Annotated in this window: 27 protein-coding genes; 10 read left to right on the forward strand and 17 right to left on the reverse strand. The window is 55.9% G+C overall.

Annotated features, from left to right (window positions below):
• Nucleotide 1 precedes the first annotated feature (1 nt).
• Entirely contained in the window at nucleotides 2-1168 is a 1167-nt protein-coding gene (locus TAM4_RS01550) for a GTP-binding protein (protein WP_014121476.1), read from the reverse strand.
• A 106-nt stretch (nucleotides 1169-1274) separates the two neighbouring features.
• Here TAM4_RS01550 and TAM4_RS01555 point away from each other — a divergent pair, with 106 nt between their 5' ends.
• Entirely contained in the window at nucleotides 1275-1745 is a 471-nt protein-coding gene (locus TAM4_RS01555; RefSeq protein ID WP_014121477.1) for an Lrp/AsnC family transcriptional regulator, read from the forward strand.
• Nucleotides 1746-2067: 322 nt separating this feature from the next.
• Nucleotides 2068-2400, forward strand: a complete 333-nt coding sequence (locus TAM4_RS01560) for a transcriptional regulator (RefSeq protein ID WP_014121478.1) — start codon at nucleotides 2068-2070, stop codon at nucleotides 2398-2400.
• Here TAM4_RS01560 and TAM4_RS01565 read toward each other — a convergent pair.
• From TAM4_RS01565 to TAM4_RS01575, 3 genes are read right to left on the reverse strand one after another with little or no spacing between them, the layout of a single operon-like run.
• Entirely contained in the window at nucleotides 2397-4094 is a 1698-nt protein-coding gene (locus TAM4_RS01565; RefSeq protein ID WP_014121479.1) for a DUF4910 domain-containing protein, read from the reverse strand. The genes TAM4_RS01560 and TAM4_RS01565 overlap by 4 nt on opposite strands.
• A 3-nt stretch (nucleotides 4095-4097) precedes the next feature.
• The gene (locus TAM4_RS01570) at nucleotides 4098-4520 is read right to left on the reverse strand and encodes a hypothetical protein (RefSeq protein WP_014121480.1); all 423 of its coding nucleotides are present in this window, start codon (nucleotides 4518-4520) and stop codon (nucleotides 4098-4100) included.
• Nucleotides 4521-4529: 9 nt separating this feature from the next.
• Nucleotides 4530-5243 carry an ATPase domain-containing protein gene (locus tag TAM4_RS01575; RefSeq protein WP_014121481.1) on the reverse strand — a complete coding sequence of 238 codons (714 nt, stop codon included), beginning with the start codon at nucleotides 5241-5243 and terminating at the stop codon, nucleotides 4530-4532.
• A 96-nt stretch (nucleotides 5244-5339) separates the two neighbouring features.
• On the opposite strand from TAM4_RS01575, the gene TAM4_RS01580 reads away from it, so the two are divergent.
• Nucleotides 5340-5969, forward strand: a complete 630-nt coding sequence (locus TAM4_RS01580; RefSeq protein WP_014121482.1) for an HAD-IB family phosphatase — start codon at nucleotides 5340-5342, stop codon at nucleotides 5967-5969.
• A gap of 146 nt (nucleotides 5970-6115) precedes the next feature.
• Here the strand turns inward: TAM4_RS01580 and TAM4_RS01585 are convergent, their stop codons facing one another.
• Nucleotides 6116-7336: an A24 family peptidase C-terminal domain-containing protein gene (locus TAM4_RS01585; protein ID WP_014121483.1), complete on the reverse strand. Its 1221-nt coding sequence runs from the start codon at nucleotides 7334-7336 to the stop codon at nucleotides 6116-6118.
• Nucleotides 7337-7351: 15 nt separating this feature from the next.
• Complete coding sequence (locus TAM4_RS11580) at nucleotides 7352-7516, reverse strand: class III signal peptide-containing protein (RefSeq protein WP_014121484.1); 165 nt, start codon at nucleotides 7514-7516, stop codon at nucleotides 7352-7354.
• Between the two features lie 72 nt (nucleotides 7517-7588).
• Between TAM4_RS11580 and TAM4_RS01590 the strand changes: the two genes are divergently transcribed.
• Together TAM4_RS01590 and TAM4_RS01595 are read left to right on the forward strand one after the other, a co-directional pair.
• Entirely contained in the window at nucleotides 7589-7927 is a 339-nt protein-coding gene (locus TAM4_RS01590; protein ID WP_014121485.1) for an ASCH domain-containing protein, read from the forward strand.
• Nucleotides 7924-8493: an ASCH domain-containing protein gene (locus TAM4_RS01595; RefSeq protein WP_014121486.1), complete on the forward strand. Its 570-nt coding sequence runs from the start codon at nucleotides 7924-7926 to the stop codon at nucleotides 8491-8493. Before TAM4_RS01590 ends, TAM4_RS01595 begins: the two co-directional genes overlap by 4 nt.
• On the opposite strand, the gene TAM4_RS01600 is transcribed toward TAM4_RS01595, so the two are convergent.
• From TAM4_RS01600 to TAM4_RS01620, 5 genes are all read right to left on the reverse strand, one after another.
• Entirely contained in the window at nucleotides 8490-8876 is a 387-nt protein-coding gene (locus TAM4_RS01600; RefSeq protein WP_014121487.1) for a ribonuclease III family protein, read from the reverse strand. The two genes, TAM4_RS01595 and TAM4_RS01600, sit on opposite strands and share 4 nt — an antisense overlap.
• Nucleotides 8877-8882: 6 nt before the next feature.
• Nucleotides 8883-9917 (reverse strand): hypothetical protein, encoded by a 1035-nt coding sequence (locus TAM4_RS01605; RefSeq protein WP_014121488.1) that lies wholly within the window; start codon nucleotides 9915-9917, stop codon nucleotides 8883-8885.
• Between the two features lie 69 nt (nucleotides 9918-9986).
• Nucleotides 9987-10283: a DNA-directed RNA polymerase subunit L gene (locus tag TAM4_RS01610; protein WP_014121489.1), complete on the reverse strand. Its 297-nt coding sequence runs from the start codon at nucleotides 10281-10283 to the stop codon at nucleotides 9987-9989.
• The gene (locus tag TAM4_RS01615; RefSeq protein ID WP_014121490.1) at nucleotides 10273-10908 is read right to left on the reverse strand and encodes a DUF2067 family protein; all 636 of its coding nucleotides are present in this window, start codon (nucleotides 10906-10908) and stop codon (nucleotides 10273-10275) included. The genes TAM4_RS01610 and TAM4_RS01615 overlap by 11 nt, the downstream gene beginning before the upstream one ends.
• The gene (locus TAM4_RS01620) at nucleotides 10909-11496 is read right to left on the reverse strand and encodes an exosome complex RNA-binding protein Csl4 (RefSeq protein ID WP_014121491.1); all 588 of its coding nucleotides are present in this window, start codon (nucleotides 11494-11496) and stop codon (nucleotides 10909-10911) included.
• A gap of 88 nt (nucleotides 11497-11584) precedes the next feature.
• On the opposite strand from TAM4_RS01620, the gene TAM4_RS01625 reads away from it, so the two are divergent.
• From TAM4_RS01625 to TAM4_RS01635, 3 genes are all read left to right on the forward strand, one after another.
• The gene (locus TAM4_RS01625; protein WP_014121492.1) at nucleotides 11585-12226 is read left to right on the forward strand and encodes a DUF432 domain-containing protein; all 642 of its coding nucleotides are present in this window, start codon (nucleotides 11585-11587) and stop codon (nucleotides 12224-12226) included.
• Nucleotides 12227-12228: 2 nt separating this feature from the next.
• Nucleotides 12229-13323: a mechanosensitive ion channel family protein gene (locus TAM4_RS01630; protein WP_014121493.1), complete on the forward strand. Its 1095-nt coding sequence runs from the start codon at nucleotides 12229-12231 to the stop codon at nucleotides 13321-13323.
• An 84-nt stretch (nucleotides 13324-13407) separates the two neighbouring features.
• Entirely contained in the window at nucleotides 13408-15288 is a 1881-nt protein-coding gene (locus tag TAM4_RS01635; RefSeq protein ID WP_014121494.1) for a threonine--tRNA ligase, read from the forward strand.
• Here TAM4_RS01635 and TAM4_RS01640 read toward each other — a convergent pair.
• The 3 genes from TAM4_RS01640 to TAM4_RS01650 all read right to left on the reverse strand — a co-directional run bounded on the left by TAM4_RS01640 (nucleotide 15278) and on the right by TAM4_RS01650 (nucleotide 17559).
• The gene (locus TAM4_RS01640; RefSeq protein WP_014121495.1) at nucleotides 15278-16030 is read right to left on the reverse strand and encodes a hypothetical protein; all 753 of its coding nucleotides are present in this window, start codon (nucleotides 16028-16030) and stop codon (nucleotides 15278-15280) included. The genes TAM4_RS01635 and TAM4_RS01640 overlap by 11 nt on opposite strands.
• An 86-nt stretch (nucleotides 16031-16116) precedes the next feature.
• Entirely contained in the window at nucleotides 16117-16728 is a 612-nt protein-coding gene (locus TAM4_RS01645) for a hypothetical protein (RefSeq protein WP_048149681.1), read from the reverse strand.
• Between the two features lie 165 nt (nucleotides 16729-16893).
• On the reverse strand, nucleotides 16894-17559 hold the full coding sequence (locus TAM4_RS01650) for a Kae1-associated kinase Bud32 (protein ID WP_014121497.1): 666 nt from the start codon (nucleotides 17557-17559) through the stop codon (nucleotides 16894-16896).
• A 177-nt stretch (nucleotides 17560-17736) separates the two neighbouring features.
• On the opposite strand from TAM4_RS01650, the gene thsB reads away from it, so the two are divergent.
• Complete coding sequence (gene thsB / locus TAM4_RS01655; RefSeq protein ID WP_014121498.1) at nucleotides 17737-19386, forward strand: thermosome subunit beta; 1650 nt, start codon at nucleotides 17737-17739, stop codon at nucleotides 19384-19386.
• Nucleotides 19387-19458: 72 nt separating this feature from the next.
• Complete coding sequence (htpX, locus tag TAM4_RS01660; protein ID WP_014121499.1) at nucleotides 19459-20331, forward strand: zinc metalloprotease HtpX; 873 nt, start codon at nucleotides 19459-19461, stop codon at nucleotides 20329-20331.
• A gap of 81 nt (nucleotides 20332-20412) precedes the next feature.
• Here htpX and TAM4_RS01665 read toward each other — a convergent pair whose 3' ends face one another.
• From TAM4_RS01665 to TAM4_RS01675, 3 genes are read right to left on the reverse strand one after another with little or no spacing between them, the layout of a single operon-like run.
• Nucleotides 20413-21480: an ABC transporter ATP-binding protein gene (locus tag TAM4_RS01665; protein ID WP_014121500.1), complete on the reverse strand. Its 1068-nt coding sequence runs from the start codon at nucleotides 21478-21480 to the stop codon at nucleotides 20413-20415.
• Between the two features lie 2 nt (nucleotides 21481-21482).
• A complete protein-coding gene (locus TAM4_RS01670; protein ID WP_014121501.1) occupies nucleotides 21483-23141 on the reverse strand; it encodes an iron ABC transporter permease in 1659 nt (552 codons plus the stop codon).
• 30 nt (nucleotides 23142-23171) lie between these two features.
• A complete protein-coding gene (locus tag TAM4_RS01675) occupies nucleotides 23172-24233 on the reverse strand; it encodes an ABC transporter substrate-binding protein (RefSeq protein ID WP_014121502.1) in 1062 nt (353 codons plus the stop codon).
• Between the last annotated feature and the right edge of the window lie 144 nt (nucleotides 24234-24377).

The following is a 24377-nucleotide window of genomic DNA, read 5'->3' on the forward strand; positions in this document are numbered from 1 at the left end:
CTTATCTCGCGTGAATCTCCACTATGTCCCCATCTTCAAGCACGTGGTCGGCACCAACCCTCTGGCCGGGGAACTTGACGCTCTTGCCCCAGACCCTTGCATAGCGGAAGTTCTTGGCGAAGTCCTTGTGAATCCTCTCGGCCAGGTCCATAACGGTGGAGCCCTTCTTGAGGGCGACCGGCGGGTAAGCCGGCTCCTCGCCGGGGCTCTTGGTGAAGACGCGGATGATTCCGGCCAAATCGTAGAGCTCGTCCTTCAGCTTGTCGAGGTTTATGCCCTTCTTCGCCGATATCGGGATTATCTTGAAGCGGTCGCCGTAGGCCTTGACGAGCCTCTCGTAGTTCTCCTTACTGCCGGGAGCGTCGCCCTTGTTGGCTATGATTATGGCCCTCCTCCAGACGAGGCTCTCATCTATGGCATCGGCGAACTCTTCAAGCGTTACGGGCTCCTTGACCGTTATCTCAGCCGAGTGTATGCGCTCCTCGCGGAGCATCTTCATAACTTCCTGAATGTCGCCCTTTATGTTCTCCTGGCCGTTGATGACGATTCCGCCCATCGCTGTTCTCTTGATTTCGACCCTCGGCTTCCTCTTGTTGACCTTTATTCCGGCCCTCTCGAACTCCCTCAAAAGAATCTCCATCTGCTTGACCGGGTCCTGGGAGAGGTCAACGACTATCGCTATGGCATCGGCGTTCCTTATGACGCTTAAAAGCTGTGGGCCCATTCCTTTACCCAGAGCGGCGCCCTCAACGAGGCCGGGAACCTCAACGAGCTGGATTTGAACGTCCTTGTGGTGCATCATTCCCGGAATCGGCTGAACGGTTGTGAAGGCGTAATCTGCAACGTCCGCATCGACGTTTGTTAAAGCCTTGAGGAGGGAGCTCTTGCCGACGTTTGGCAAGCCAGCTAAAACTATCTGCGCCGCGCCCTCTTTCCTGATGGCCATCGAGGGCCCGCCACCGCCCTTCCTCATCTGCCTCTGCTTCTCCAGTTCCTTCCTGAGCTCCGCTAACTTGCGCTTTATCTGGAGGCGGAGCTTTTCAGTCCCCTTGTGCTTTGGCACGGTAGCGTACATCTTTTCAAGGGCTCGAATCTTCTCGGGAATTGTCTTTGCGTTCCTGTATTCCTCCTCCGCGGCAAGGTACTCCGCTGTTACGTTCGTTGGCATCCTACCCCTCCCGGGATTATGGGAGGGGGCGGTTTTATAAAAGTATGGCCTTTCGATGATCGGCAACTTTATATAGCCTTTCGAAAATTTTTTAGGGGTGGTCCCTATGCGCGGCAGGATGGATGAGATAGACCGGAAGATACTCATGATCCTGCAGAAGAACAGCCGGTCTTCCCTCAGGGAGATCTCCAAGGAGGTTGGCCTCGCGGAATCGACCGTTTACGAGAGGATCAAGAAGATGAGGGAGCGGGGGATAATCAGACGCTTTACGGTTCTTCTGAATCCCGAAGCGCTCGGCCTGGGGATGCTCGCCTTCGTTCTGATAAAGACGAAGGCCGGAATGTACGCCAAAGTTGCCGAAGAGCTCAGCAAGTACCCCAAGATAGTCGAGGTTTACGAAACGACCGGTGATTACGACATGATAGTTAAAATAAGGGCCAAGGACAGCGATGAGCTCAACCGCTTCCTCGATGCGATAGGTGATATAGAGGGCGTTGAATCGACCCATACAATGGTCGTCCTCGAGGTTCACAAGGAGAGCAGCGAGCTGCCGATCGAGGAGTCCGCAACCTTTTAAACCGCTGACCGTAATCTATTCCGCCGACGGCGAGGGTACAATCCCTCGCACGGGCTCGGTCAACCCGCCTCCGCGAGGTGGTCGGGTTCGATGAGCGGAGCGTGCTCACGCCGAGCCCACAGGGCCGGGAGCATCCACCCGCGTGAGCGGTGAACGCGGGCCTCTGTGCCCGGCCCACACTCAGGCCATCTTTCGAGAAATCCTCCGAGAATTGAAAACCTCTTCAGAAAACCGCTGCCTTTTCTCAATCCCTTTCATAAAAGCCCTTAACTCCGCAAGCCTTTTAAGGGTCATGAAGCAAAAATTTCATAGGGGTGAATACATGGCTGCAAGGGACGAGGTCTACGAGAAGCTTGAGGGCCTGCTGAAGAGCCTCGGTTTCAAAAAGACCGAACTCAGGGTGTACAGGCTTTTGCTTGAGAAGAAGAGGCCCATGAGGATCACGGAGATACAGAGGGAGCTGGGCCTCAGCGAGCGCTCGGTCAGGGAACACGTCCTCAGCCTCTACCGGAAGGGGGTCCTCAAGAGAACCCTGATCGAACAGGGCTGGCTCGGGTACGTCTATACCGCCGCCTCTCCAAAAGAACTCATAGAGCGCATTAAGGAGGGCATAATGCAGCGGATAAACGAAATAGAGAAGGAGATCTCAGACTAAGCTTTCTCCACGATTCCCGTTTCAAAGAGTATCCCCATAAGCCTTTCCAGCTTCTCTCCGTCGATCTCGCCGTATTCCTCCCGGAGGGCTTTGTAGGCCTTCTCCTCGGGCAGTTTCTCCCCGAGCATCACGAGTTCGTGAAGGGGAGTTATGATCTTCCTGTACTCGGTAAGCCTCTCGAACTCCTCTGAGAGGGGAGCGCTCCTGCTCCTTATGAACTCAGCGGAGATCCTGCCGCGGACGCTCCACCTGAGCCAGGGCTTCTCCTCGAAGTCGTGGCCGAGTTCTATACCGAGGAAGCCCGAATCCCTCGCGAGCCCCTTCATTACTAATCTCTCGGCCACCTCGGTTTCCCTCTCCATCGCCAGCTCTCCTAAGTACTTCATCGCGTAGCCCCTCGCGAAGCGCTGGAGGTCGCTTTTCTCACCCTTGGCCAGGAAGAGAACGGCCGAGAGGACGCCCCGCCCGATTACATCGAGCGTCTCCCTGCTTATCTTCTCGGGGCTGTCCTCGCTGGAGTGGTAGAAGCGGTCCGGCCACGTTATTGGCATCACCGAGGGAACGCCGAAGAAGTTGAAGACGTCGTGGTCGCTCCCCATCTCGTAGGGGTAGGCCTTCATCGGGAGCAGGGGCATTGGAGAGCCCGAAAAGCTCCTTCCCCCTCTCATGTTCGCAAGGGAAAGCGAGGCCTCGAGCACTCCAGACAGGATCGAGAAGTTCGAGAGGGGCGTTCTAACGACCATCACCGTCGAGCCCGAGCGGTCAACGCTTCCGCCGACCATGTCGAGGTTTATGACGGCGTAGTAGTCTTCCACCCTCGCGTGTTTCTCAAGGAAAGCCTGTGTGCCGTAGTACTCGGGGATCCAGAGGAAGGCGAAGCCAAAGCGGAAGGAATCGTTCCAGAGGCGGCTCAAAATCCTCGCGAGTTCTATTAGCATTGCGCTTCCGGAGGCGTTGTCGTTGGCGCCGGGCTTTGGATGGCAGATGTGGGCCGTGAACAGTACGTAAGGCGGCTCCCCTATCTCGGCGTAGAGTATCGGTAGGGTCTCCCTCTCCTTGGCCTCGGCATCAACGCGGAACCGTACCTTAGGGGATTTCCCGGAGAGGTGCTTTCCTATCGCCTCCTCCGCCCACGTTTCCGGAACGGCCAGGGCAGGAATCCTGGCCCACTCGAGGTCGTCCTTCGAGAGGAACAGGCCTATGTACGGGAGAGCCTCCCCGGTTCCCTTCCTGTAGGCGAGAAACGCCGCCGCCCCGCTCTCGTTGGCTCGTTTGTAGGCCTTCCTCCAGTTTTTCCCGACGAGAACAACCTTCCCCTCAGCCCTTTCCCAGTCCTCTTCCCGGATTATCGGCAGGATCTCGCCCTCTCCTTCTCCAGGGGGACTGTGGGCCATGGCCACGAGGGGCGTCTTTGATGAGTCCAGTCTCTTTCCACCGAACTCGATCTCTGCCCCAACGAGATCCCACGCTATCGGGGATCTAAGGGTTAGGTACCAGCTCTCTCCGTCGTATTTCTCGCGGATGAGCCGGCCTGAAACTCCCCACGCGGACAGCTCCTCCTCGATGTACTTAACTGCCTCAACGAGCTCTTTCGAGCCCTGTATCCTGTGGAACTGGCTTATCTCAACGATGTCGTGAAGAACCCGCTCGGAGCTCAAAACTTCAGACTCCTTGAGGAACGGCTTAATTCCCATACCTCATTCCTCCCCCAGCTTGAGCATCCTCGGTATTTCGAGGTGTTTGAGCGTGTCCAAAAACTCCGGGGGAAGTATGAGCCGGGTCGTCTGGAGGAAGCGGGCGAACTCCACCTCGAGCGGCTCCCCTTCCTCCTCCGCTTCCATCACCTCGACCCTGGGCTTAACTTCCTCCTCTGTTAGCTTACCCTTCTCGATGAGGCCGAGGTTTATCTCCTCCTGCCTCCTGTTCGAGCCCTCCAGCTTTCCCCTGTTGTAGGCGCTCTTGACGAGATCGTAAACCCCGAGCTCCTTTGCCCTGCGGTAGATCTCCTCTTTCCTGTCCCTCACCCAGGAGATCCACTCACTGTGCCCCCGGTAACCGATGAAGTAGCCGAACTCGTAGGCCTCCTGCAGGAGCTTTCTTATCTCCGCCTTCTTCCCCATGCTACCACCTCAGAACGGCGCCTCGTTGTACACCTTTATTCCCTCGTCCGTGAAGCGTATCCTCTTGAGGTTGCTGTCGTGGGGGACGCCCCTCATCTTCAGCACCTGCATCGCCCTGACCATCTGGTAGTTGCGCATGAAGTGGTGGATCACGAGGACGCCGTCCACTAGGTAGTGCTCATCGGTGTACCTCTCGCCCTGGAGCATCTCTGAGGTTATCAGCGTTGTCGTTTCGAGCTCCTGGAGGGCCCTTATGAACCTCCCCAGGGCCCAGCGCTTGTTTTCAGGATCCTTGACGAGGTGCTCCATCGAGGTGAACGAGTCGATGACGGCCCTCTTTATTCCCTCTTCGCTTATTATCTGGAGGATGCTGTTGAAGAGCTCGTTCCAGGTCAGGCGGTACTCCGTTCTGAGGAGGATCCGGCCCAGGTCGTGGAAGGTTATTGTCTTCGACTTGACGTAGCCGAGCAGACCGAAGTTGTACCTCAGCATGTCCTGGAGGATCACCCTCGGGTCCTCGACCAGGGACACGAAAACGCCTTTCTCACCGTTTCTTGCACCCTCAACTAAGAACTGAACTCCCATCGTAGTCTTTCCGCTGCCGGGAGGGCCGGTTATCAGGTAAACCCTTCCCGGGAGAAAACCGCCGCCTATTATCTCGTCGAGGCCCGGCACTCCAGAGGGAACGCGATCGAGGCTCTTGAGAATCTCACCCACGTACAATTCACGTCACCGGTTTGAGATACGCACTCCACGTATTTAAGCTTAAGCTCCGCTCGGTTTATAACGCCAAGCCCGGAAAGGGTAGGGGGTGAGGGAATGCCGGTCAGGTTGATAGCCTTCGACCTCGAGGGAACGCTCGTGAAATCGGTCTCGGGATGGGTGGAGCTCCACAAACGCTTCGGCACGTGGGAAAAGGGCCGCGAGTACGCCGAGATGTTCTTCAGGGGTGAGATCGACTACCCCACGTGGGCGGACCTCGACGCCTCCCTCTGGCGGGGGCGGAGACGGGAGGAGATAATGGAGTGGGTGGAGAGCGTTGAGTACATGGACGGGGCCTTTGAGCTGATCGAGTTCCTCAGGGAAAGGAACTTCAGGATAGCGATACTGAGCAGCGGGCTCATGTGCCTGGCCGAGAAGGTGGGGAGGGAACTCGGGGTCGATTACGTCTTTGCCAACGAGCTTGAGTTCGACGAAAACGGCGTAATAACCGGAAGGGTGAGGCCGCACGTTGATTTCCAGGGCAAGGGGAGAATACTGCGCGAGCTCAGGGAAAAGCTGAGGCCAGAGCTCACCGTTGCGGTCGGGGACGGCTACAACGACCTGTCGATGTTCCGCGAGGCCGACGTGAGCATAGCGATAAACCCCCACGAGGGCGTTGAGGGTGACCACGTGGTCGAGAGCCTGCACGAGGTCAGGGAGATAATAGAGGGCCTGCTCGAGGAGTGAATTTTTTAAGGCCAAGCCCCAATCCCCGTCGGGCCCGGCTGCCCGCCCTCTCCGCTGAGGAGTGATGCGGGGGTTCCGGTCGGGCCTACAGGGGATGATGACCTTTTGCTTTGCCGAGCGGTGACGATCACGCCCTTCCCTGACCCCTAAAGTCCGGCCGTCTTCAGCACTAGCCACCAGAACACGTCGCCCCAGAAGAACGCTATCAGGAAGCCGATGAAGATGCTCGGGGCGAAGGGCATGGCCTTTTTCCTGAGGAACCTGTTCTCGATCTTTCCTTCCTCAACGAGTTTCCTCAGCCTTTCAATCTGCTCCCTGGAGAGCCCCTCGGCCGTCGGGGACGCTATAACCTCCTCTCCGGCGGGGGAGGTGAGGGCCCCCAAGTTGCCCTCCTTCAGGGCCCTAGAGAGCAGCTCCAAAAAGCCCGACCGGTCTCGCTTAACCTCGCCGTTCTCGAGGTAAATGGTCTCGCCGAGGATGTCCCACTCCCTGAGCTCCTCAACGGTCACCTCCTCAACGAGGGCCTCCTCGCGGAGAACCTTGACGATCGAGAAGAAGACTTTGAAGAGGTAGAGAACCACGAGGAGCTTGAGGAAGCTGTAAACTGCATCGGCCCCGATGAGGTAGGTGAGGTAGGCGAAGGAAACCAGACCGAGGGCATCGCCGACGCGCCGGTACTTTCCAAAGGCTATCAGGAGAACCACCGTTATGAGGTAGCGCACGGGGGATGGAACGCTCATCCCGGCCTTCTGGAGGAGGACCGAAACCCCTATTCCGGCCATGAGCCAGAGGGCGACTTCAACGGACAGGTTGGCCTTCTCAAAGAGAACCTGTTTGAGTTTCTCCGTCTTTCTCCTCGCTATCAGTACGCCCAGGGCGTAGACGAAGAGGAACGGGAACACCGCGAGGATGCTGTTGAAGAGTATCGCGATCGGATAGAGTGGATACCTGACTTCGTAAGGTGCCACAACGCCCGCGTAATGGAGAGGGTACGGTAGGAGGGCTGAAAATCCGGCCAGAACGAGAACGTCGCCCGATGCCCATGCCCCGGCGTAGTAGAGTATCAGACCGAGGATCAGGCCAACGAAAAAGCCTATTATCCCTGCCAGCGCCAGCAGGACATCGCCCGATCTAATCCCCAGGTACAGGTAGAGGAGTATTCCAACCTCAACGGCCGGAACCGGGATCCTGGTTAGGATGGGGTTCAACGGGACTTCTTCCTCTTCCTCAAGCCCCTTGAGCCTCTCGATCAGGGCTAAGAGGGGAAAAACGTGGTTGTCGAAGATGAAACCGGTCTTGAGGTCGGTGTAAGATGTTAGAAGACCCGCCAGTGACCCAACTAACAGAACGAGGAAGTCCGCGTTCATGCCTTTACCTCCGGATCAGAGGTCTTCCAGAACGTTCTCGCGAACGGCCTTTGCGTAGCTCGAAACCGTCTGCTGGAGCTGCTTCGTCGTGTTGAGCACGGTTCTAAGGGCTATCGCCACGAGTATCAGCGCGGCCGCGAGCATGAACAGGTATTCCAGAGCGGTCTGGGCTCTCCTCATACTCTCGCCTCCACTTCTATTTCGGGATCATTAGATTTAAAAGTTTCCCCGAAACTCTTTCCGGGGGCAAAGATGAAAGTTTACAGACTGTTCGTTCGCGATGAGTACCTCGACTTCATAAAGTCCGGGGAGAAGAGGATAGAGGTTCGCGTTGCCTACCCTCAGCTCAGGAAGATCCAGCCCGGGGACAAGATAATCTTCAACGACTCCGTTCCTGCCGTTGTTACCGAGGTCAAGCGCTACGAGACCTTTCGACAGGTTCTCCGGCAGGAGCCGATAAAGAAAATCTTTCCCGACGAGCCGAGCTTCGAGAGGGCGGTAAAGAGGTTCCACAACCTCTACCCCAAGTGGAAGGAGAACCGCTACGGCGTCATAGCCATAAAGTTCAAGCTCATCGGTGAGGGGCGATGAGGCACCTCGAGTTCGATGGTCGCTATGCTGATGCGATACTGAAGGGGAAGAAGAGGGCGACCGTCAGGCTGGGTAGGAAGCCGAACCTCAGGGAAGGCGACACCGTCCTAATCCACGCCGGTGGCTACGCCCTCGGAAAGGCCGTAATCGAGAGGGTCGAGAGCAAAACGGTGAAGGAGCTCACCGACGAGGATGCCTTCCTCGACGGCTTTTCCAGCAGGGAGGAGCTTATTAGGGCTTTGAAGGAGCACTACAAGTACGTGAACGACGACTCCAAGGCCCACGTTATAGTCTTCCGCCTCGTGGAGAAGTTTGACAAACCGGTTATGAGCTCGGACTACGCCTACGAGGGCAACCTGCCGGTCGAGATAGCCGAGAAGGCGTTAAAGTACCTCGACCTGCCAGAGGAAGATAGGAAGCTGATAGAGCTTTTCCTCAAAACCGGGAGCCTTAGGAAAGCCGCCTACAGGCTTGGCGGCCTGAACAAGCGCTACCTGATAAGGGACGCGCTGAGAAGGGCCTACGAGGAGCTCAAAAAGAAGGGCATCATGGGGCCGAGGGTTTAGAGGGACAGCCGCTCCCCTATGAGCCTCAGCAGTTCCCCCAGGGCCAGGCCGAGGGCTTCCTTGCCCCGGTAAGGGTGCAGAACGTCCTCGGTAAAGCTGGCCTTCAGAACCTCAACGGCCTCTTCTATCGTGAACGCTCCCTCCAGCCACGCGTACGCTATTATCGCCTCCGCTATGTCGCCCCTTCCGTGTTTGTCGGTTCTCGGAGGGACGAGGTGCCGCAGCTTGGCCCGCTCTATCGCTATCGCCAGGGAAGCGTTCGGAACCCTTCCTCCGGTTGGCCGGCCCGTGAACTCGCTCAGGGCTAGGGAGTAGATGAGGTTGACGAGGGAATCGCCGAGCGTTGCGAGGCCCTTATCAGTGAAGTCACGCCGGTATTCCATTTGCCTTCACCCGAAGAAAGCCTTCATATGCCATAGCCCAGTGTAGTGAATCGTTATGAGCAGGAATATCACGACGGGGATAAAAAGGTAAGTCTTCCGCCCAAGTTTCTCCCCAAGGACGCACCATGATGGAAACGCTGGAAGGAGGAGTCTTGAGGCACTGACGGAGGGGATTCCAGTAATGAGGTACTCCAGCAGTATTGTAGGGGCGGAGAGTAGGGCCTCCTGAAATCTCTTTTCCCAGATTAACAGAAGAAGACCTATTGTGTACGGGATAACAAAAATCCAGTGGAACACCAGCCATCTGAATCCCGTCAGCTTGAAGTCGTCTATGTGCCAGTTCTGGTTTGAGAACCAGCTGTCAAGGAGCCATTTTGCCTGTTTTATCGGCCCCGCGAGTTCTGAGCCCCATCCCTTTTCTAGAGAAAAATACACGAAGGGACTGCCTGCTTTTAGAGTGAAGAAGATTGCTATCACCAGTCCAGAGGCTGCAACGGGGGCGACAACCTTGATCATTTCCCTAAGGGGCTTTCTATCCATTAAGAAGGCCGGGAATAGAAGCACCATGGAATATTTCGTCAATATGGATAGCCCAAGCACAGCACCCGCGGCTATAGAATTTCTGTCTTTTAGCAAGTACGCAAGGATCGCAAATGTAAGGGCCATTGATTCACTGTAGGGTGCAGTCGTGAAGAGCACGTAGGCTGGGTTAAGGGCAAAGAATATCGCAGGTTTCAGACCATACTTCCTTAGGATAAGTAATGGGGGCCAGATGCTGAAGAAGTTCGCCACGATGAAAGCTGCCTTCCAAGTTGCCATTCCGATTGAGCTCACCAATCTTACCGAGAGGGGGAATGCCGGGGCAAAAACGAGCTGGTAATCCTCTTGGTATCCAGATTTAGCCAGGCGTATAAAATGTTCTCCATCCCACCTCATACAGAACTTCTCAATTTTAAAGTCCGCTGCATGAAGAAGTACGAGCTTGGATATGAGAACTATAACAATGATGATGGCAATGTCTCTCCAACGTAAATTGACCATGATTCTCACCGCTAGAAGGAACAATGAGAAAGTTAAAAATTTTTCTATTCCGCTTCATAAGAGGAGGTATCACCCTCCCTGCTCTCCAATCGCGGATTTCCACGCTTCGAGTACCGCCCTGGCCCTGTCAAAGATCCTCTGGGCGGCCTTTTCGAGCGCCTCCTCCGGGCTCTCCTTTCCGTCGGTCACGATCTTGAAGCGCGGCTTTCTGGCCATGAGGATCGGGTGGTCTATCGAGTAGGCCGCGAACTTGACGTGCTCGTCCTCGTGAAGGGTTTCAACCAGAAGGTTCGCGAAGGTGTGGTCTTCCCCCTCAAGGTAGAACTCGAAGGTGTTACCTTCCCTCTTGATGACCTCAATCTTCATCAGCATCACCCCTGAGATGCTTTAATACCTCCTCCAGAGCCTGCTCCTTGTTCTTCACCAGTTCGTATTTAAACTTATCCTCCTTCCATTCCGCCACTCCGAGATCAACGAGCAGCTCAAGAACCTCCTCAGGCTCCATATCGAACGCAACCGAGACGGGAAGGACCACCTCCCTGATCTGCCTCGTTGTCTGAAGGGCTATCTCCGACAGTGCCAGGCCCAGCCTGCGCACGAGCTCAACGATCTCGTTCCAGGGCAAAGAGGTAACCAGTTCCCCCTTGGCCTCGTCGAGTTCCGCCTTCTCCCCGAGAAGCTCCAGGGTTTTGAGTATGACCGGTAGGGACACGCTCGTTCCCGCCTCGCGGAACACGTCGTCCGGGGAGTAGTGGTAGAGGCCGCGCCTGTCCGGATAGAGCTTTGCCTTCACCCTGTTGTGTATGGCCCTGATTTTGGCTATCGCCTCCCTGATCTCGTCCTTTGTTCCCTGCACGTTCACCTTAATGGAGTCGAGCTTGCCGTGGACGTAGATGAAGGCCGGAAGGGAAAGCCTCTGCAGTTCCTTCATGAACTCCTCCTTCTCGAGCTCGCTTTTCACGTGTATCGTTATGACGCGCTTTGCCCTCATTCAGATCACCATCTTGCGGTAAAGCGTTGACAGTTTTCTCGTCTCGACGTTGCCGCACTTGGGACAGATGAGCTTGTCGCCGCGCCTTATGAGCGGTGTCCTGCAGCGCGAGCAGAAAGCGTAAACCACGCCGAGCTCGGGGGCCCGCGTCGTTAGCTGGATCGGGCTCTTCTCGTTCGAGATGACCCTCGCCCGGACTATGTCCCCCACCTTGAACTCTTTGCCCATGTCCTCGACGAAGCCGTTCTTCACCTGCGAGACGTGTATCCCCGCGAGCTTGGACGTTGCTATCTCCCTGCTCCCCTTCCCCTCGATCCTGAGGAGCTGGACTATAACGACCTGCGGCTTTACCTCAAGAACCTGCGCCAGAACGGTGTCTCCAACCTCCGGAAGCGGCGGCGTGTCGGTCACGGGTTCAACGCTTATCTCCATCCGCTCCCTGTTTATCCTGACCTTCCCCGCCCGGGTTGCGATGAGGTTTCCGTTCTCCTCCTTAACCCCCTCACCGGGCAGGTACTCCTCGATTACACCCAGATAATCCCCCGGGAGAACAAGCTCTCCTTCTTTGGCCGGTTTTTTAGCTTCCATTCCCCCACCTCCGTTGGAATTCCCCCAAAGATCTTTTAAGTCTTTGCCAGCCCGATAACCTTAAATCGTCCCCCGCCAATTAGAGATCATGTTCGGATCCCATGAGCTGAAAACCCAGTTCATAAAGGTTCACGGGATAAAGATTCACCTGCTCGAGGATGGCGAGTTCGTAAGGTACCGGAGGGGGGAGGTAACGAGGGCTATTAAAAGAACCCCCGGCGGCAGGATAACCCTTCTTCCGGCCCCGGCGACCGGTTACGGGGTTGGACTTCTGATGATCCGCCTTAAGAGTCCCCTCGTCGTCCCCCCCGGCGAGAGAGTTGAGGGCTACGTCAGCGCCCCGGTCGAGCTCGACGTCCGCGTGGGGGGCCTCTCTATAGACCGGTTCTCCTTGACCCGGGAGAAGTACGCCCTCTACGGCACGATAGAGACCGGGGCGATAGCCCGCTACTGGATCTCGGACTTCTCGGAAAAAGAACCCGAAAGCGTTTGCGTTGCCAAATTGAGCGTTGTGAACGTTTCCACCGACTGGAAGGCCATAGACAAAGTAGTTTTTCCGATAAACGGCAGCACAATGTACTATCGGGGGGATAGAGCTTACTACCCCCTCATCACAGTCAAGCTCGGTAACGGCTTTCCTGAGATTGACAACACCGGCAGGGCCCCGGAGGATAACCTCGTACGGGTTGGAAAGCTGAAGGACTTTCCAGACTTCCTCATGAGGTGGTGACCGTGTTCTCGAACCTCAGCAACGCGACCAACATAACGATAAGCCTCGGTCCGACGAAGATAACCATAAGCCTCTGGTCCGCCTTCGAGGCCGTGCTGATACTGGCCATAGGTTTCGTTATCGCGAGGATCCTGCGGCACCGCATAGTTGAGCTCTCCTCCAGCGTGAAGCACGTGTGGATAATCAACGAGGACACCGCCAGAACCGTTCACAACATGGTGGTTCTTATAGCGCTCTTCTACGCCCTCAAAGTCCTGGGACTGCTCAATTACAAGGTCGGCGGTTCATCGATCAGCGATATCCTCACCTCCTTCGTGGTCTTCTACTCTGTCTACGTTCTGGCGAAGAAGTCCAAGGATTACCTAATCATGCACGCCGTCCCCTCTGAGCTCCCGGAGATCCAGATAAAGGCCAAGATCCTCTACTACACCCTCATAACCATAGCCTTCTTCATAGCCCTCAACATAGCCGGGCTGAGCGGCAGGCTCACCACGATAATAGCGGCCGCTGGAATTACGGGTATCGTCCTCGGTTTTGCATCTCAAACGGTCATAGCGAACTTCATTTCCGGCCTCTTCCTTTACTCAGACAAGCCTTTGAAGATAGGCCAGGCCATACGGCTCGACATGGGGGGCACTGTAGTCGAGGGCGTCGTGGAGGACATAAGGATACTCTCAACGAGGATACGGCAGTGGGACGGAACCCTCGTGAGGGTCCCGAACGAGAAGCTCTTCAACAGCAACATAATAAACCTCCAGAAGTTCCCGGTCAGGAGGGTGGACATCGTCGTCGGCATCGCCTACAAGGAGGACACTTCGAGGGCGATAGAGGTCATCAGACAAACCCTGGACGGAATGCCGCTCGTTCTGGCCGAGCCGGAGCCCTGGATTTACGTTACGGATCTCGGCGACAGCAGCGTGAACATCTCGGTCAGGGCGTGGGTCCCGAGCGAGAGGTGGTTCGACGTCCGGAACGAGATCGTCGAGAGGATAAAGCGCGCGCTCGACGAGGCGGGAATAGAGATACCCTTCCCGCAGAGGGTCAACTGGTTCCCCGAGCCCATACGGATAAAGCTCGAAGAAGGGGAGGAACGCTGAGCCAATTTCCTTCTTTTGGGCAGGCTTTATAAGCCCAGGGGAAAACTTTTAGTAATTTGCGTCCAGCTATGGGTGGTGGTAGGAATGAGAATGCTTCTGATACACGCCGACTACCTCGAGTACGAGGTCAGGGATAAGGCCTTGAAGAACCCCGAGCCGATAAGCGACGAGCAGAAGAAGGGCAGGCTCGACGAAGTTTTAGCGGTTTTCATAAGCGTTGAGAAAGTTGACGAGGCAAACCCCGACGAGGTCGTCGAGAAGGCCATAGCCGAGATAGAGGACGTTGCGAAGCAGGTCAAGGCCGAGAGGATATTCGTTTACCCCTTCGCCCACCTCAGCAGCGAGCTTGCGAAGCCGGGCGTCGCCCTTGAGATACTCAAGAAGATAGAGGAGAAGCTCCGCGAGAGGGGCTACGAGGTCAAGCGCGCTCCCTTCGGCTACTACAAGGCCTTCAAGCTGAGCTGCAAGGGACACCCATTAGCTGAGCTCAGCAGGACCATAGTCCCTGAGGAGGGCGTTTCAAAGGAGGAGCGCAACATAGCCCTCGAGAAGGAGGAGAAGGAGCTCGTCAGCTACTGGTACATTCTCACCCCCGAGGGAGAGCTCATAGAGGCTGATAAATTCGACTTCACCGGTCACGAGAACCTGAGGAAGTTCGTCAGCTATGAGATACACAAGAACAGGATAGCTGACAAGGAGCCCCCGCACGTCAAGCTCATGCTGGAGCACGAGCTCGTTGACTACGAGCCGGGAAGCGACGGCGGAAACCTCAGGTATTATCCAAAGGGACGCCTTATAAAGGGCCTCCTCGAGCAGTACGTCACCGAGAAGGTCGTCGAGTACGGCGCTATGGAGGTCGAGACCCCGATTATGTACGACTTCGAGCACCCAGCTCTGGAGAAGTACCTCAACCGCTTCCCCGCGAGGCAGTACATCGTCAAGAGCGGTGACAAGAAGTTCTTCCTCCGCTTCGCGGCCTGCTTTGGCCAGTTCCTCATCAAGAAGGACGCGATAATCAGCTACCGCCACCTTCCGCTCAGAATGTACGAGCTCACCCGCTACTCCTTCAGGCGCGAGAAGAGCGGCGAGCTTTCCGGCCTCAGACGCCTCAGGGCCTTCACGATGCCCGATATGCACACCGTTGCCAAGGATCTCAAGCAGGCGATGGACGAGTTCAAGAAGCAGTACAAGCTCAGCATGGAGGTTCTCAGGGGCGTTGGACTCACCCCGGATGACTACGAGGTTGCCATAAGGTTCACCCGCGACTTCTGGGAGGAGAACAGGGATTTCATCGTTGAATTGGCCAAGATAATCGGCAAGCCTGTCTTGATAGAGATGTGGGACCAGAGGTTCTTCTACTTCATCCTCAAGTTCGAGTTCAACTTCGTTGACAACCTCGACAAGGCGGCCGCTCTGAGCACCGTCCAGATTGACGTGGAAAATGCGGAGCGCTTCGGCATAACCTACTACGACGAAGAAGGCAAGGAGCGCTACCCGCTCATACTCCACTGCTCGCCGAGCGGAGCCATCGAGCGCGTTATGTACGCAATCCTCGAGAAGCAGGCCAAGCTCCAGGCCCAGGGCAAGAAACCGGCCTTCCCGCTCTGGCTCAGCCCGATACAGGTTAGAGTGATTCCCGTCAGCGATGACGTCATGGACTACGCGCTCTACGTGGCAGGAAAGCTCGAAGGGGCGAAAATAAGGGTGGACGTTGACGACACTAACGACAGGCTCAACAAGAAGATAAGGAAGGCCGAGAAGGAGTGGATTCCCTACATCATAGTCGTCGGCAAGAACGAGAAGGAGCAGAACACAGTAACGGTCAGGAGGAGGGAGGACGGCAAACAGCTTGAGATGCAGTTGGAGGACCTTATCAGGGAAATCCGGCAGAAGACCGAGGGCTTCCCCTACAAGCCGAGGCCCCTGCCGCTTCTTCTCAGCAGAAGGCCCAAGTTCAGGGGCTGAAACTTTCGATTTTTCTTATTCCAAACCTCTCCCTTCCCGTCTTTCCAGTCTTGATAAGGAGGTACTCCTCCGGCCTGAAGTCACGGATCGGGGCCTTCAGGAAGTAGAGATGCTCCTCTATCCGGTTTCTCCCGATGAAGACCTTTGAGAGGAGAACGTAATCGCTCAGCTCGACGACCCATGCGGTGAAGCTCTTGGAGACTGTATCCCTGTTCAAAGAAACCACCATGAAACTTTCAACTGGAATCTTGGAGTAGTGCGCTAGGACCTGGCCGAACATTTTGACTGTTGGCTCTTCGCCCGCTATCTGTGTGACGCCGTGTAGGGAGTAGACGATGCGGAGCAGCCGCTTTCCTTGAGCCCGGGGGATTATTCTCTCCCGGTATATTCGGAAGATCTTCGGGTTGAGGGTTTCCGGGTCAACTGAATCAAGGTAGAAAACGTTCTTTCTGTCACTTCTCAACCCGTAGCGGGATCCAAAGACGTCGATGATGAAGAGCCTGTCCTCGTTGAGGCTTTCTTCGGCGTTTAGACCAGCCAGCTTGAGGTCCCGGAGGAGGTACTCAACGGGCCGGATGTAGTTGGTGATAACCACGGCCCAGTCGCGCTCAACGAACTCCTTGGCCATGACGAAGGGGAGCTCCCAGACGTTTGAGTACGTCTCGTAGATGATCGCGAGGGTGGAACCCGGCATGAAGTTCTTCATGAAGTGCTCCAGGGGGAACTCTCCCCCTTCACTCATAGGCACCCCCACTTGAATGTTAGTCCTTTCATCCTAAAAAGATTTTGAATATGTGGCCAAAACGATAGAAAGAAATGGCAATCCGTTCAGGTCATGAGCATATTCTCGATTATCTTTATGGCCTCTGCTATTCTCCTGTCCGGCCGCTCGTCGTCCTTCGGTATTTCAAGGTTTATGACCAGCCTCTCGTCCCGCTCGTCTTCGAGGTCGTAAACCTCCAGCTCTTCAACCTCAACGTCCCCGAAGACGCTCTGGATCTCGGGGCCGAGGATCTTGCCCTCGTTGCCGTACACCTCAACCCTCACGACGTTGTCCGTTGTGGAGACGACGACCACTATCTCGTACTCGCCAACGCGCTTTATGAAGCGCAGGGCGTTACCGTAGCCTATGACCTCCTCCTTAAACCCCATCTGGAGCATTGTGCTCCTTATTGAAGCTGTTTTAACCTTAATCCGGTTCATAATCCTCTCGCGAAGCTTGGCGCTCTCCTCAAGGGCCTTCTTAATACCCTCTCCCGCTCTCTCAACCGGTCCCTCCCAGATGCCAACTATCTTTATCCCAGAAGAGGTCGGCCTGAACTCCAGCCGGAGGGAATCGACGTCAAAATCGCGTATGTCCTCTACCCTGAGCTCGCCGAGGGTCATTATGTCGAACTCTATCCTCGCGGTGCCCCCGAAGGCCCTTCCTCTGAACTTCAAGCCCATCACCACTCACGGCTCACGGCCATTCCTTTAAAAACCTTCCTCTGCCCCACTCAGATCTCGATGTATTTACGGATTATCCTCTAGTTTTGTGAAATTTTTCCAAAATTTTCGGTGAAAATTGAAGGAACAACGGGAAACCATCGGGGTCATCAAAAACGTTCAGCCTAACCAGCTTCTCTCCCTGTACCGGCCCCTGCTCTCTATCTCCTCTATCTTCTCCTCGATTTCCTTCCTCGCTCCATCGCCGAGCACATCCCCATAGCCCTCGAGAACAGCCTTAAAGCCCTCCTCGAACCAGGTGTAGTGCGTGCTCTCCATTGCCCTCTTGAGGAGGTGAAGATCAACGCCCCTCGCCTCGAGCGTCGAATCGAAGTCCGCTAAGCCGAAATCTATGAGGTAGACCCTTCCGTCGCGGAGGATCATGTTGCTCGTTGTCAAATCGCCGTGAACGATGCCGGCCTTGTGGAGCCTGCCTATCTGTCTTCCGATTTCCCGGCAAAGTTTCAATCTCTCCTCCATCGGAACGCTTTCAAGGTGCTCCTTCAGGCGTTTTCCCTCTATGAACTCCATCACTATTACCATGTCGCGCAGGTTGACCTCGTAGACGTACGGGCAGTTCACGCCGAACTCCTTGGCCCTGTGGAGGATCCGGGCTTCCCTGACGGTCCGTTCCTTTCTCAGCCTAATGTCTATCTCCGGAATTCTGTACCTCTTCGGGATTCGATGCTTCACAATTACCTTCTCCCTCAGCAGGTCAACGCCAAATACCTCTTCAAAGCTCCCCTCGTAGATTCTCGCCTCGGCACCCTGTGCTATGAGCTTCATTCCACCACCGCTTTTAGCTCTCGGTCGGGGTTTTAGCCCTTTCCATAATCACTCCAGCTTTTTTCTGTCGATTGACCAAAATTAAACTGAAAATTTGAACAATTTGAACCAAAAGTTTATATAGAGCACTGACGAACTGATCCCGCAAAAAGGTAAAAGGTTTGGAGGAATGTCAAAATGAGCATGAGCGGACAGCCCGTTATAATACTCCCGGAGGGAACCCAGAGGTACGTTGGAAAGGACGCCCAGAGGCTGAACATCCTCGCCGCGAGGATTGTCGCCGAGACGGTTAGAACAACCCTCGGCCCAAAGGGAATGGACAAGATGCTGGTTGACAGCCTTGGAGACATCGTCATCACCAACGACGGTGCCACCATTCTCGACAAGATCGACCTTCAGCACCCTGCCGCCAAGATGATGGTTGAGGTCGCCAAAACCCAGGACAAGGAGGCCGGTGACGGAACTACCACCGCCGTCGTTATTGCCGGCGAGCTTCTGAAGAAGGCTGAAGAGTTGCTTGACCAGAACATTCACCCGAGCATAATCGTCAAGGGCTACACCATGGCGGCCGAGAAGGCCCAGGAGATACTCGACGAGATAGCCATCAAGGTCAATCCGGACGATGAGGAGACCCTCCTCAAGATAGCCGGCACCTCAATCACCGGAAAGAGCGCCGAGGCCCACCGCGAGCTCTTGGCTAAGCTCGCCGTTCAGGCGGTTATGCAGGTCGCCGAGAAGGAGGACGGAAAGTACAAGGTCGACATCGACAACATCAAGATAGAGAAGAAGCCCGGCGAGAGCGTTGACGAGAGCGAGCTCATTCGCGGTGTCGTCATCGACAAGGAGGTCGTTCACCCGAGGATGCCAAGGCGCGTTGAAAACGCCAAGATCGCCCTCATCGGCGACGCCCTCGAGGTCAAGAAGACCGAGACCGATGCGAAGATAAACATCACCAGCCCGGACCAGCTCTTCGAGTTCATCGAGCAGGAGGAGAAGATGCTCAAGGAGATGGTCGATGCCATAGCCGCAACCGGGGCCAACGTCGTCTTCGTCCAGAAGGGCATCGACGACCTGGCCCAGCACTACCTGGCCAAGTACGGCATAATGGCCGTTCGCAGGGTCAAGAAGAGCGACATGGAGAAGCTCGCCAAGGCCACCGGCGCCAAGATAGTCACCAACGTTAAGGACTTGACTCCTGAGGACCTTGGTGAGGCCGAGCTCGTCGAGCAGAGGAAAGTGGCTGGAGAGAACATGATCTTCGTCGAGGGCTGCAAGAACCCGAAGGCGGTAACCATACTCATCAGGGGCGGTACTGAGCACGTGGTTGACGAGGTCGAGAGGGCGCTTGAAGACGCCATCAAGGTCGTCAAGGACGTCATGGAGGACGGTGCGATACTCCCGGCCGGCGGTGCTCCTGAAATCGAGCTCAGCATCAGGCTCGACGAGTTCGCCAAGCAGGTCGGAGGTAAGGAGGCTCTGGCCATTGAGGCCTTTGCGGAGGCCCTCAAGATAATCCCGAAGACCCTCGCCGAGAACGCCGGACTCGATCCGGTTGACATTATGGTCAAGGTCATCAGTGAGCACAAGAACAAGGGCCTCGGAATCGGCATAGACGTCTTCGAGGGCAAGCCTGCGGACATGCTTGAGAAGGGTATCATCGCCCCGCTCCGCGTCCCGAAGCAGGCCATCAAGAGCGCCAGCGAAGCTGCCATAATGATACTCAGAATCGACGACGTCATCGCCGCCAAGCCCAGCAAGTCCGAGGGAGGACAGGCCGGCGGAATGGGCGGTATGGGTGGAATGGGCGGCATGGACATGGGCATGTGAGGCCCTTTTCTACCCAATTTTGACCAAAAGGTTTTATTTTCCACTTCTTCCACTGTCTTTGGGGTGAGAGCTATGGGACTTGAGATGTGGCTCAGAACCGGTTTGCTCATGGCGATCCTCACGGGTCTGCTGATGGGGATAGGCTACGTCTTCGGCGGGCCAAACGTTGCGTTCATGATGTTCCTCTTCGCAATGATCTTCAACTTCATCACCTACTGGTACAGCGACAAAATCGTGCTTAGCTGGTACAACGCGAGGATAGTCGATGAAACAGAGGCGCCGGAGCTCTACGCGATTGTGAGAAACCTCGCCGAGAGGGCCGGCCTTCCGATGCCCAGGATAGCGATAATCCCGACCGAGACGCCGAACGCCTTCGCCACAGGAAGGAATCCGAAGCACGCGGTCGTCGCCGTAACTAGGGGGCTTTTGAGGATCCTCGACAGGGACGAGCTTGAGGGCGTTCTCGGCCACGAGCTGACCCACATCAAAAACAGGGACATACTCATCGGAACCATCGCGGCCGCGATGGCCGGAGCGATAATTCAGCTCGCCTACTGGGCGCGGTGGATAGCGATATTCGGCTCCTACGACGACAGGGACGGCGACAACATCCTTGCGGCGATTCTCATAGCGATACTCGCGCCGATAGCGGCGATGCTGATTCAGGCAGCGATAAGCCGTTCGAGGGAGTTCTTAGCGGACGAAGGGGGCGCGAAGCTCAGCGGAAAGCCCTGGGCCCTGGCAAGGGCTCTCCTCAAGATTGAGCAGGCCGTTCGCTACAGACCGATGCGCGAGGGCAACCCGGCAACGGCCCACATGTTCATAATCAACCCCTTCAGGGGAATGAGCATAGCCAGCCTCTTCTCAACGCACCCGCCGACGGAGGCGAGGATCGAGAGGCTCAGGAAGCTCGCGGAGGAGATGGGCTACGTCCCCAACTTTTGATTTCTCCCTTACGTTTTTGTGTCGAATAATAACACAATTAGGTAAAGCTTCAATTAAACAATTGTGCAAATGTGAAAAAGGTCAGGAAAGCCTCACGAGCACACCGTGGGTTATCCTCAGGTAAACTTTGCTCCCCTCCGGGTGGATTTTCGTCGCTTTGGTCTGCACCCTTATCGTCTCCCCCTCGACCTCAACGAGGTAGTCGACTATGTCCCCGAGGAATGTTGCCCTCTTTACCGTCCCCTCAACGGTGTTATCGGCCGGACTTTCGAGGAGGTCTATTTCGGAGGGCCTCACGACGAAGATCAGCTTCCCGTCTTTCTTCAGCGGTGGGGCGCAGATAACCCTCACCCTGCCCCCGAAGAGCACCACCTCGGCCCTCTCTTCCTCGATCCGGGCCTCGTCAAACTCCAGGAAATTGGCCAGTCCGATGAAGCCCGCAACGAACGCGTCGGCCGGCCTCTTGTAGATCTCCCACGGTGAGCCGGTCTGGTGTATTACACCGCTGCTCATGACCGCTATCCTGTCGCTCATTGCCATTGCCTCCGCCTGGTCGTGCGTAACGTAAACTATTGTAATGCCGATCTTCCTCTGGAGTTCCTTTATCTCAAAGCGCATTTCCTCCCTCAACTTGGCGTCCAGGTTGCTCAGGGGTTCGTCGAGCAGCATGACCTCCGGTTCCATGACGAGGGCCCTCGCGAGGGCGACGCGCTGCTGCTGGCCGCCGGACAGCTGGTGGGGATAGCGGTTCTCAAAACCGCTCAGCCGAACCATCTCGAGGGCGTGTTTGACCCTCTTCTCTATCTCCTCCTTTGGCAGCTTTCTGATCTTCAACGGATACGCGACGTTGTCGAACACCGTCATGTGGGGCCAGACCGCGTAGTTCTGAAAAACCATCCCTATGTTTCGCTTTTCAGGTGGCACAAAGACCCCCTTGGCCGGTGAGGACACGAGTTTGTCCCCTATGTAGATCTCCCCGTCTGTGGGCTCCTCCAGGCCGGCTATCATCCTGAGCGTCGTGGTTTTTCCGCAGCCGCTCGGCCCGAGGAGCGTCATGAATTCCCCATCCTTAATATCGAGGTTTATCCCCTTAACGGCGGTAACCTCTCCGAACTTTTTAACCAGATTAACAAGCCGTATTCCCGCCAATTTCACAACCCCCTTGCCCCCATTTTTCCCGTGATCCTGTTAACCGCGAGCTGGACCAGAATGACGACCACCGCGACAACGGCTGAGAGGGCGTATGCCGCGGTGTACTGGCCCTCCTCCATGAGGTTGTAGGTGGCCACGCCTATGGTCGGGTGGTTCGGTGGGTAGATTATGATCGAGACCGTCAGTTCGCTCAGGGTGGGCATGAAGACCAGTATCCAGGCCGCTATGAGGCCGGGCTTGATGAGGGGCAGGACTATGTTCTTCATCGTCGTGAGCCAGTTCGCTCCGCACATCAGCGAGGCTTCCTCGAGGGTTTTGTCTATCTGGAGCAGAGAACCCACCGTTGTCCTGACGCCGTAGGAGAGGTAGCGGATGAAGTAGGCGAAGGGTATGATCCACAGCGTGTTGAAGATGGGCGTCTTAATGAAGGCGAGGATTATGGCCACGCCGACCACGGTTCCGGGAAGGGCGTAGGGAACCGAGGAGAGCCAGTCCATGAAGAGGCGGCCCTTCACGTTGGTTTTCACGATCATGTACGCTAACAGGGCCCCGAAGAGCGTAACTATCGTTGAGGCCGTGAATGCCGAGAAAACGCTGGTTTTCAGCGCCGCGGTTGTGGTTTCATCTTCGAGCAGAACGAACTTGAAGTTGTTGAGGGTGAACGACGAGAGGCTGGTGAGGGGTGAGTATAGGTTCTTGAGGAACGCGCTGAAGAACAGCGAGAGCAGGGGAATCACGGAAGTCAGGGCCAGGAACAGGAAAACAAAAAGTGCCACAAGCCCCTTACGCCGGCCGAGAGCTATAACCGCTGGACGCACGGTCTTTCCTGTGAGGGTTGTGTACCTCTTCCGCCCGAAGGATCTCTTCTGGATGAGGAGGGCAAACCCGGTTATGATGACGAGTATCAGGGAATAAGCTATGGCGCGGTCTATGTCTGGGATCGAGAGCGTGCTGTAAATCCTCGTTGTCAGGACGTAATACCTGGCCCTATCCCCTATGAGTGCAGGGATGCCGAAGTTCGCACACGTGGCTACGAAAGCCAACAGGGCCCCCGAGGCAATGCTGGGCATGACCAGTGGTATGGTAACGTCCTTCGCGACTTTGAAGGGGCCCGAACCGCTCATCCTCGCCGCCTCTTCGAGCGATGGATCCATCTGCTCAAGGGCCGCCGCCACCGTGAGGAAAACGTACACGTAGAACTTGAGCGTCATGACGAGAACGAGGCCGGGGAAGGAGTATATGTTGACCAAGTTACCGCTTCCCCCCAGCCCGTTCCAGATCCGGTTTATGTAGCCCACGTATGGAGCCGCCAGCTGGATCCAGGCTATGGCGCTGACGTAGGGCGGCAGGATGAAGGGCAGAACCGCGAGGAAGCGAACAACCTTTCTCCCGGGCAGGTTCGTCCTGACGACCAGGAAGGCCAGCGGGACGCCTATGATGACCGCGAAGAACGTGACTATCACGGCGAGTTTGACGGTGTTGAAGGTGTAGACCCACGTGTTGGGGTCGGAGGCGATGACTTTGTAGGCGTAGCCGAAGCCCCTCTCGCCGAAGAGGCTCTTGTATATCAGCACCGCGAGGGGATACGCTATCGTGATCAGAAGAACCAGGAGGGACAGCAGCCACATGGCCTGGGTGAACGTTATCTTCCTCTCCATTTTAGCCCCCTCCAAGAAAGAAAAAGGAGATCAGCCCATGATCTGGGAGAACTGATTCCTGACGTCCTCAAGCTGGGAGGAGAGCTTTTCCCAGTCTATCTTGATCTGGGGTATGTTCTCTATGCTCGGCGTTCCCTTCGGGGGTGTCACATCGGTTCTGGCAGGAATTATGCCGTACTGAACCAGCAGTTCCTGAACGTCCTTTGAGAGGAGGAAGTCCACGAAGGCCTTGGCCGCCGCCGGATTTTTCGTGGTCTTCATTATCGCTATCGGGCTCGGTATCACAACGGTGCCGTCCTCGGGATAGACGTAGTTTATTGGAGCCCCATCCTCCATCGATTGTCTGACCATGTAGTCGAGCGTCACGCCGATGGGATCCTGGCCCTCTATTATGGCGTTTTTAACCGCGCCGTTGCTCTTCAGGACGACGATTCCCATCGACCTGGCCTTCTTGAAGTAGTCCCATCCGTACTTCTGGCTGATGCCGTAGACCCACGCCGTGGCGGCGCCCGAGTACAGCGGGTTCGGAACCGCCACCCAGCCCTCGGCGTTGTTCCACGGGCTCGGGAGGGAAGACCTGTAGTTGGGGTCGATGAGATCCGTCCACTTCTTGGGCGGGTTCTGTATTATCTTCGTGTTGTACGCTATAACCGGGGCTATGAACCTGCCGGCGATCCAGTAGCCATCCGGGTCTTTGGCGAAGTTGGGAACCTTGTCGGCATCTTTGGGCGTGTACTTCATCAGAACTCCTTTGTTCTTCAGGTAGATCGTGTTTCCGGGGTCGGCGAGCCACACAACGTCGGCGATGATCTTCCCGGACTCAATCTCTGCGTCCAGCTTGGTCATGACCTTTGAGGCCCCGCTCCGGTAGACCTCAACCTTGACGTTCGGGTACTTCTTCTGGAACTCGTCGGCTATCTTGATGGCAATGTCCTTGGGAATGGATGTGTAGAAGTGGATCGTTCCCCTTATCTGGGTTTCACTTCCGCTCGGCGAGGAAGTCGAGGTGCCGCTGCCCCCGCTTATGCAGCCGCTTCCGGCTAACCCAAGCGCCAGAACAAAAATTAACAGAGAAACAAATAGCTTTTTCACTGGGATCACCCAAAACGTATGGAAGTTTTAACAATATAAAAATTTTGGAAACCTTACGTTCTGGAGCTAGGGTTTGGGGTCATGGTGTATCCTCTACGAACTCGAGAACTGTCCGATGCCAGTTTCGCGGAGTGTGAGCTTATT

It is taken from the genome of Thermococcus sp. AM4, assembly GCF_000151205.2.
In the GTDB taxonomy this organism is placed as follows: domain Archaea; phylum Methanobacteriota_B; class Thermococci; order Thermococcales; family Thermococcaceae; genus Thermococcus.

Excerpts from the sequence above, each read along its gene's own strand:
- TAM4_RS01635 (WP_014121494.1), top strand. The coding sequence starts at position 13,408 with ATGAGAATGCTTCTGATACACGCCGACTACCTCGAGTACGAGGTCAGG.
- TAM4_RS01585 (WP_014121483.1), bottom strand. The coding sequence starts at position 7,336 with ATGAACGCGGACTTCCTCGTTCTGTTAGTTGGGTCACTGGCGGGTCTT.
- TAM4_RS01570 (WP_014121480.1), bottom strand. The coding sequence starts at position 4,520 with ATGGGGAAGAAGGCGGAGATAAGAAAGCTCCTGCAGGAGGCCTACGAG.
- TAM4_RS01640 (WP_014121495.1), bottom strand. The coding sequence starts at position 16,030 with ATGAGTGAAGGGGGAGAGTTCCCCCTGGAGCACTTCATGAAGAACTTC.
- TAM4_RS01565 (WP_014121479.1), bottom strand. The coding sequence starts at position 4,094 with ATGGGAATTAAGCCGTTCCTCAAGGAGTCTGAAGTTTTGAGCTCCGAG.
- TAM4_RS11580 (WP_014121484.1), bottom strand. The coding sequence starts at position 7,516 with ATGAGGAGAGCCCAGACCGCTCTGGAATACCTGTTCATGCTCGCGGCC.
- htpX (WP_014121499.1), top strand. The coding sequence starts at position 19,459 with ATGGGACTTGAGATGTGGCTCAGAACCGGTTTGCTCATGGCGATCCTC.
- TAM4_RS01550 (WP_014121476.1), bottom strand. The coding sequence starts at position 1,168 with ATGCCAACGAACGTAACAGCGGAGTACCTTGCCGCGGAGGAGGAATAC.
- TAM4_RS01590 (WP_014121485.1), top strand. The coding sequence starts at position 7,589 with ATGAAAGTTTACAGACTGTTCGTTCGCGATGAGTACCTCGACTTCATA.
- TAM4_RS01670 (WP_014121501.1), bottom strand. The coding sequence starts at position 23,141 with ATGGAGAGGAAGATAACGTTCACCCAGGCCATGTGGCTGCTGTCCCTC.
- TAM4_RS01615 (WP_014121490.1), bottom strand. The coding sequence starts at position 10,908 with ATGAGGGCAAAGCGCGTCATAACGATACACGTGAAAAGCGAGCTCGAG.
- TAM4_RS01560 (WP_014121478.1), top strand. The coding sequence starts at position 2,068 with ATGGCTGCAAGGGACGAGGTCTACGAGAAGCTTGAGGGCCTGCTGAAG.
- TAM4_RS01620 (WP_014121491.1), bottom strand. The coding sequence starts at position 11,496 with ATGGAAGCTAAAAAACCGGCCAAAGAAGGAGAGCTTGTTCTCCCGGGG.
- TAM4_RS01600 (WP_014121487.1), bottom strand. The coding sequence starts at position 8,876 with ATGGAATACCGGCGTGACTTCACTGATAAGGGCCTCGCAACGCTCGGC.
- TAM4_RS01580 (WP_014121482.1), top strand. The coding sequence starts at position 5,340 with ATGCCGGTCAGGTTGATAGCCTTCGACCTCGAGGGAACGCTCGTGAAA.
- TAM4_RS01610 (WP_014121489.1), bottom strand. The coding sequence starts at position 10,283 with ATGAAGATTGAGGTCATCAAGAGGGAAGGTAACACCTTCGAGTTCTAC.
- TAM4_RS01605 (WP_014121488.1), bottom strand. The coding sequence starts at position 9,917 with ATGGTCAATTTACGTTGGAGAGACATTGCCATCATCATTGTTATAGTT.
- TAM4_RS01595 (WP_014121486.1), top strand. The coding sequence starts at position 7,924 with ATGAGGCACCTCGAGTTCGATGGTCGCTATGCTGATGCGATACTGAAG.
- TAM4_RS01650 (WP_014121497.1), bottom strand. The coding sequence starts at position 17,559 with ATGAAGCTCATAGCACAGGGTGCCGAGGCGAGAATCTACGAGGGGAGC.
- thsB (WP_014121498.1), top strand. The coding sequence starts at position 17,737 with ATGAGCATGAGCGGACAGCCCGTTATAATACTCCCGGAGGGAACCCAG.
- TAM4_RS01555 (WP_014121477.1), top strand. The coding sequence starts at position 1,275 with ATGCGCGGCAGGATGGATGAGATAGACCGGAAGATACTCATGATCCTG.
- TAM4_RS01625 (WP_014121492.1), top strand. The coding sequence starts at position 11,585 with ATGTTCGGATCCCATGAGCTGAAAACCCAGTTCATAAAGGTTCACGGG.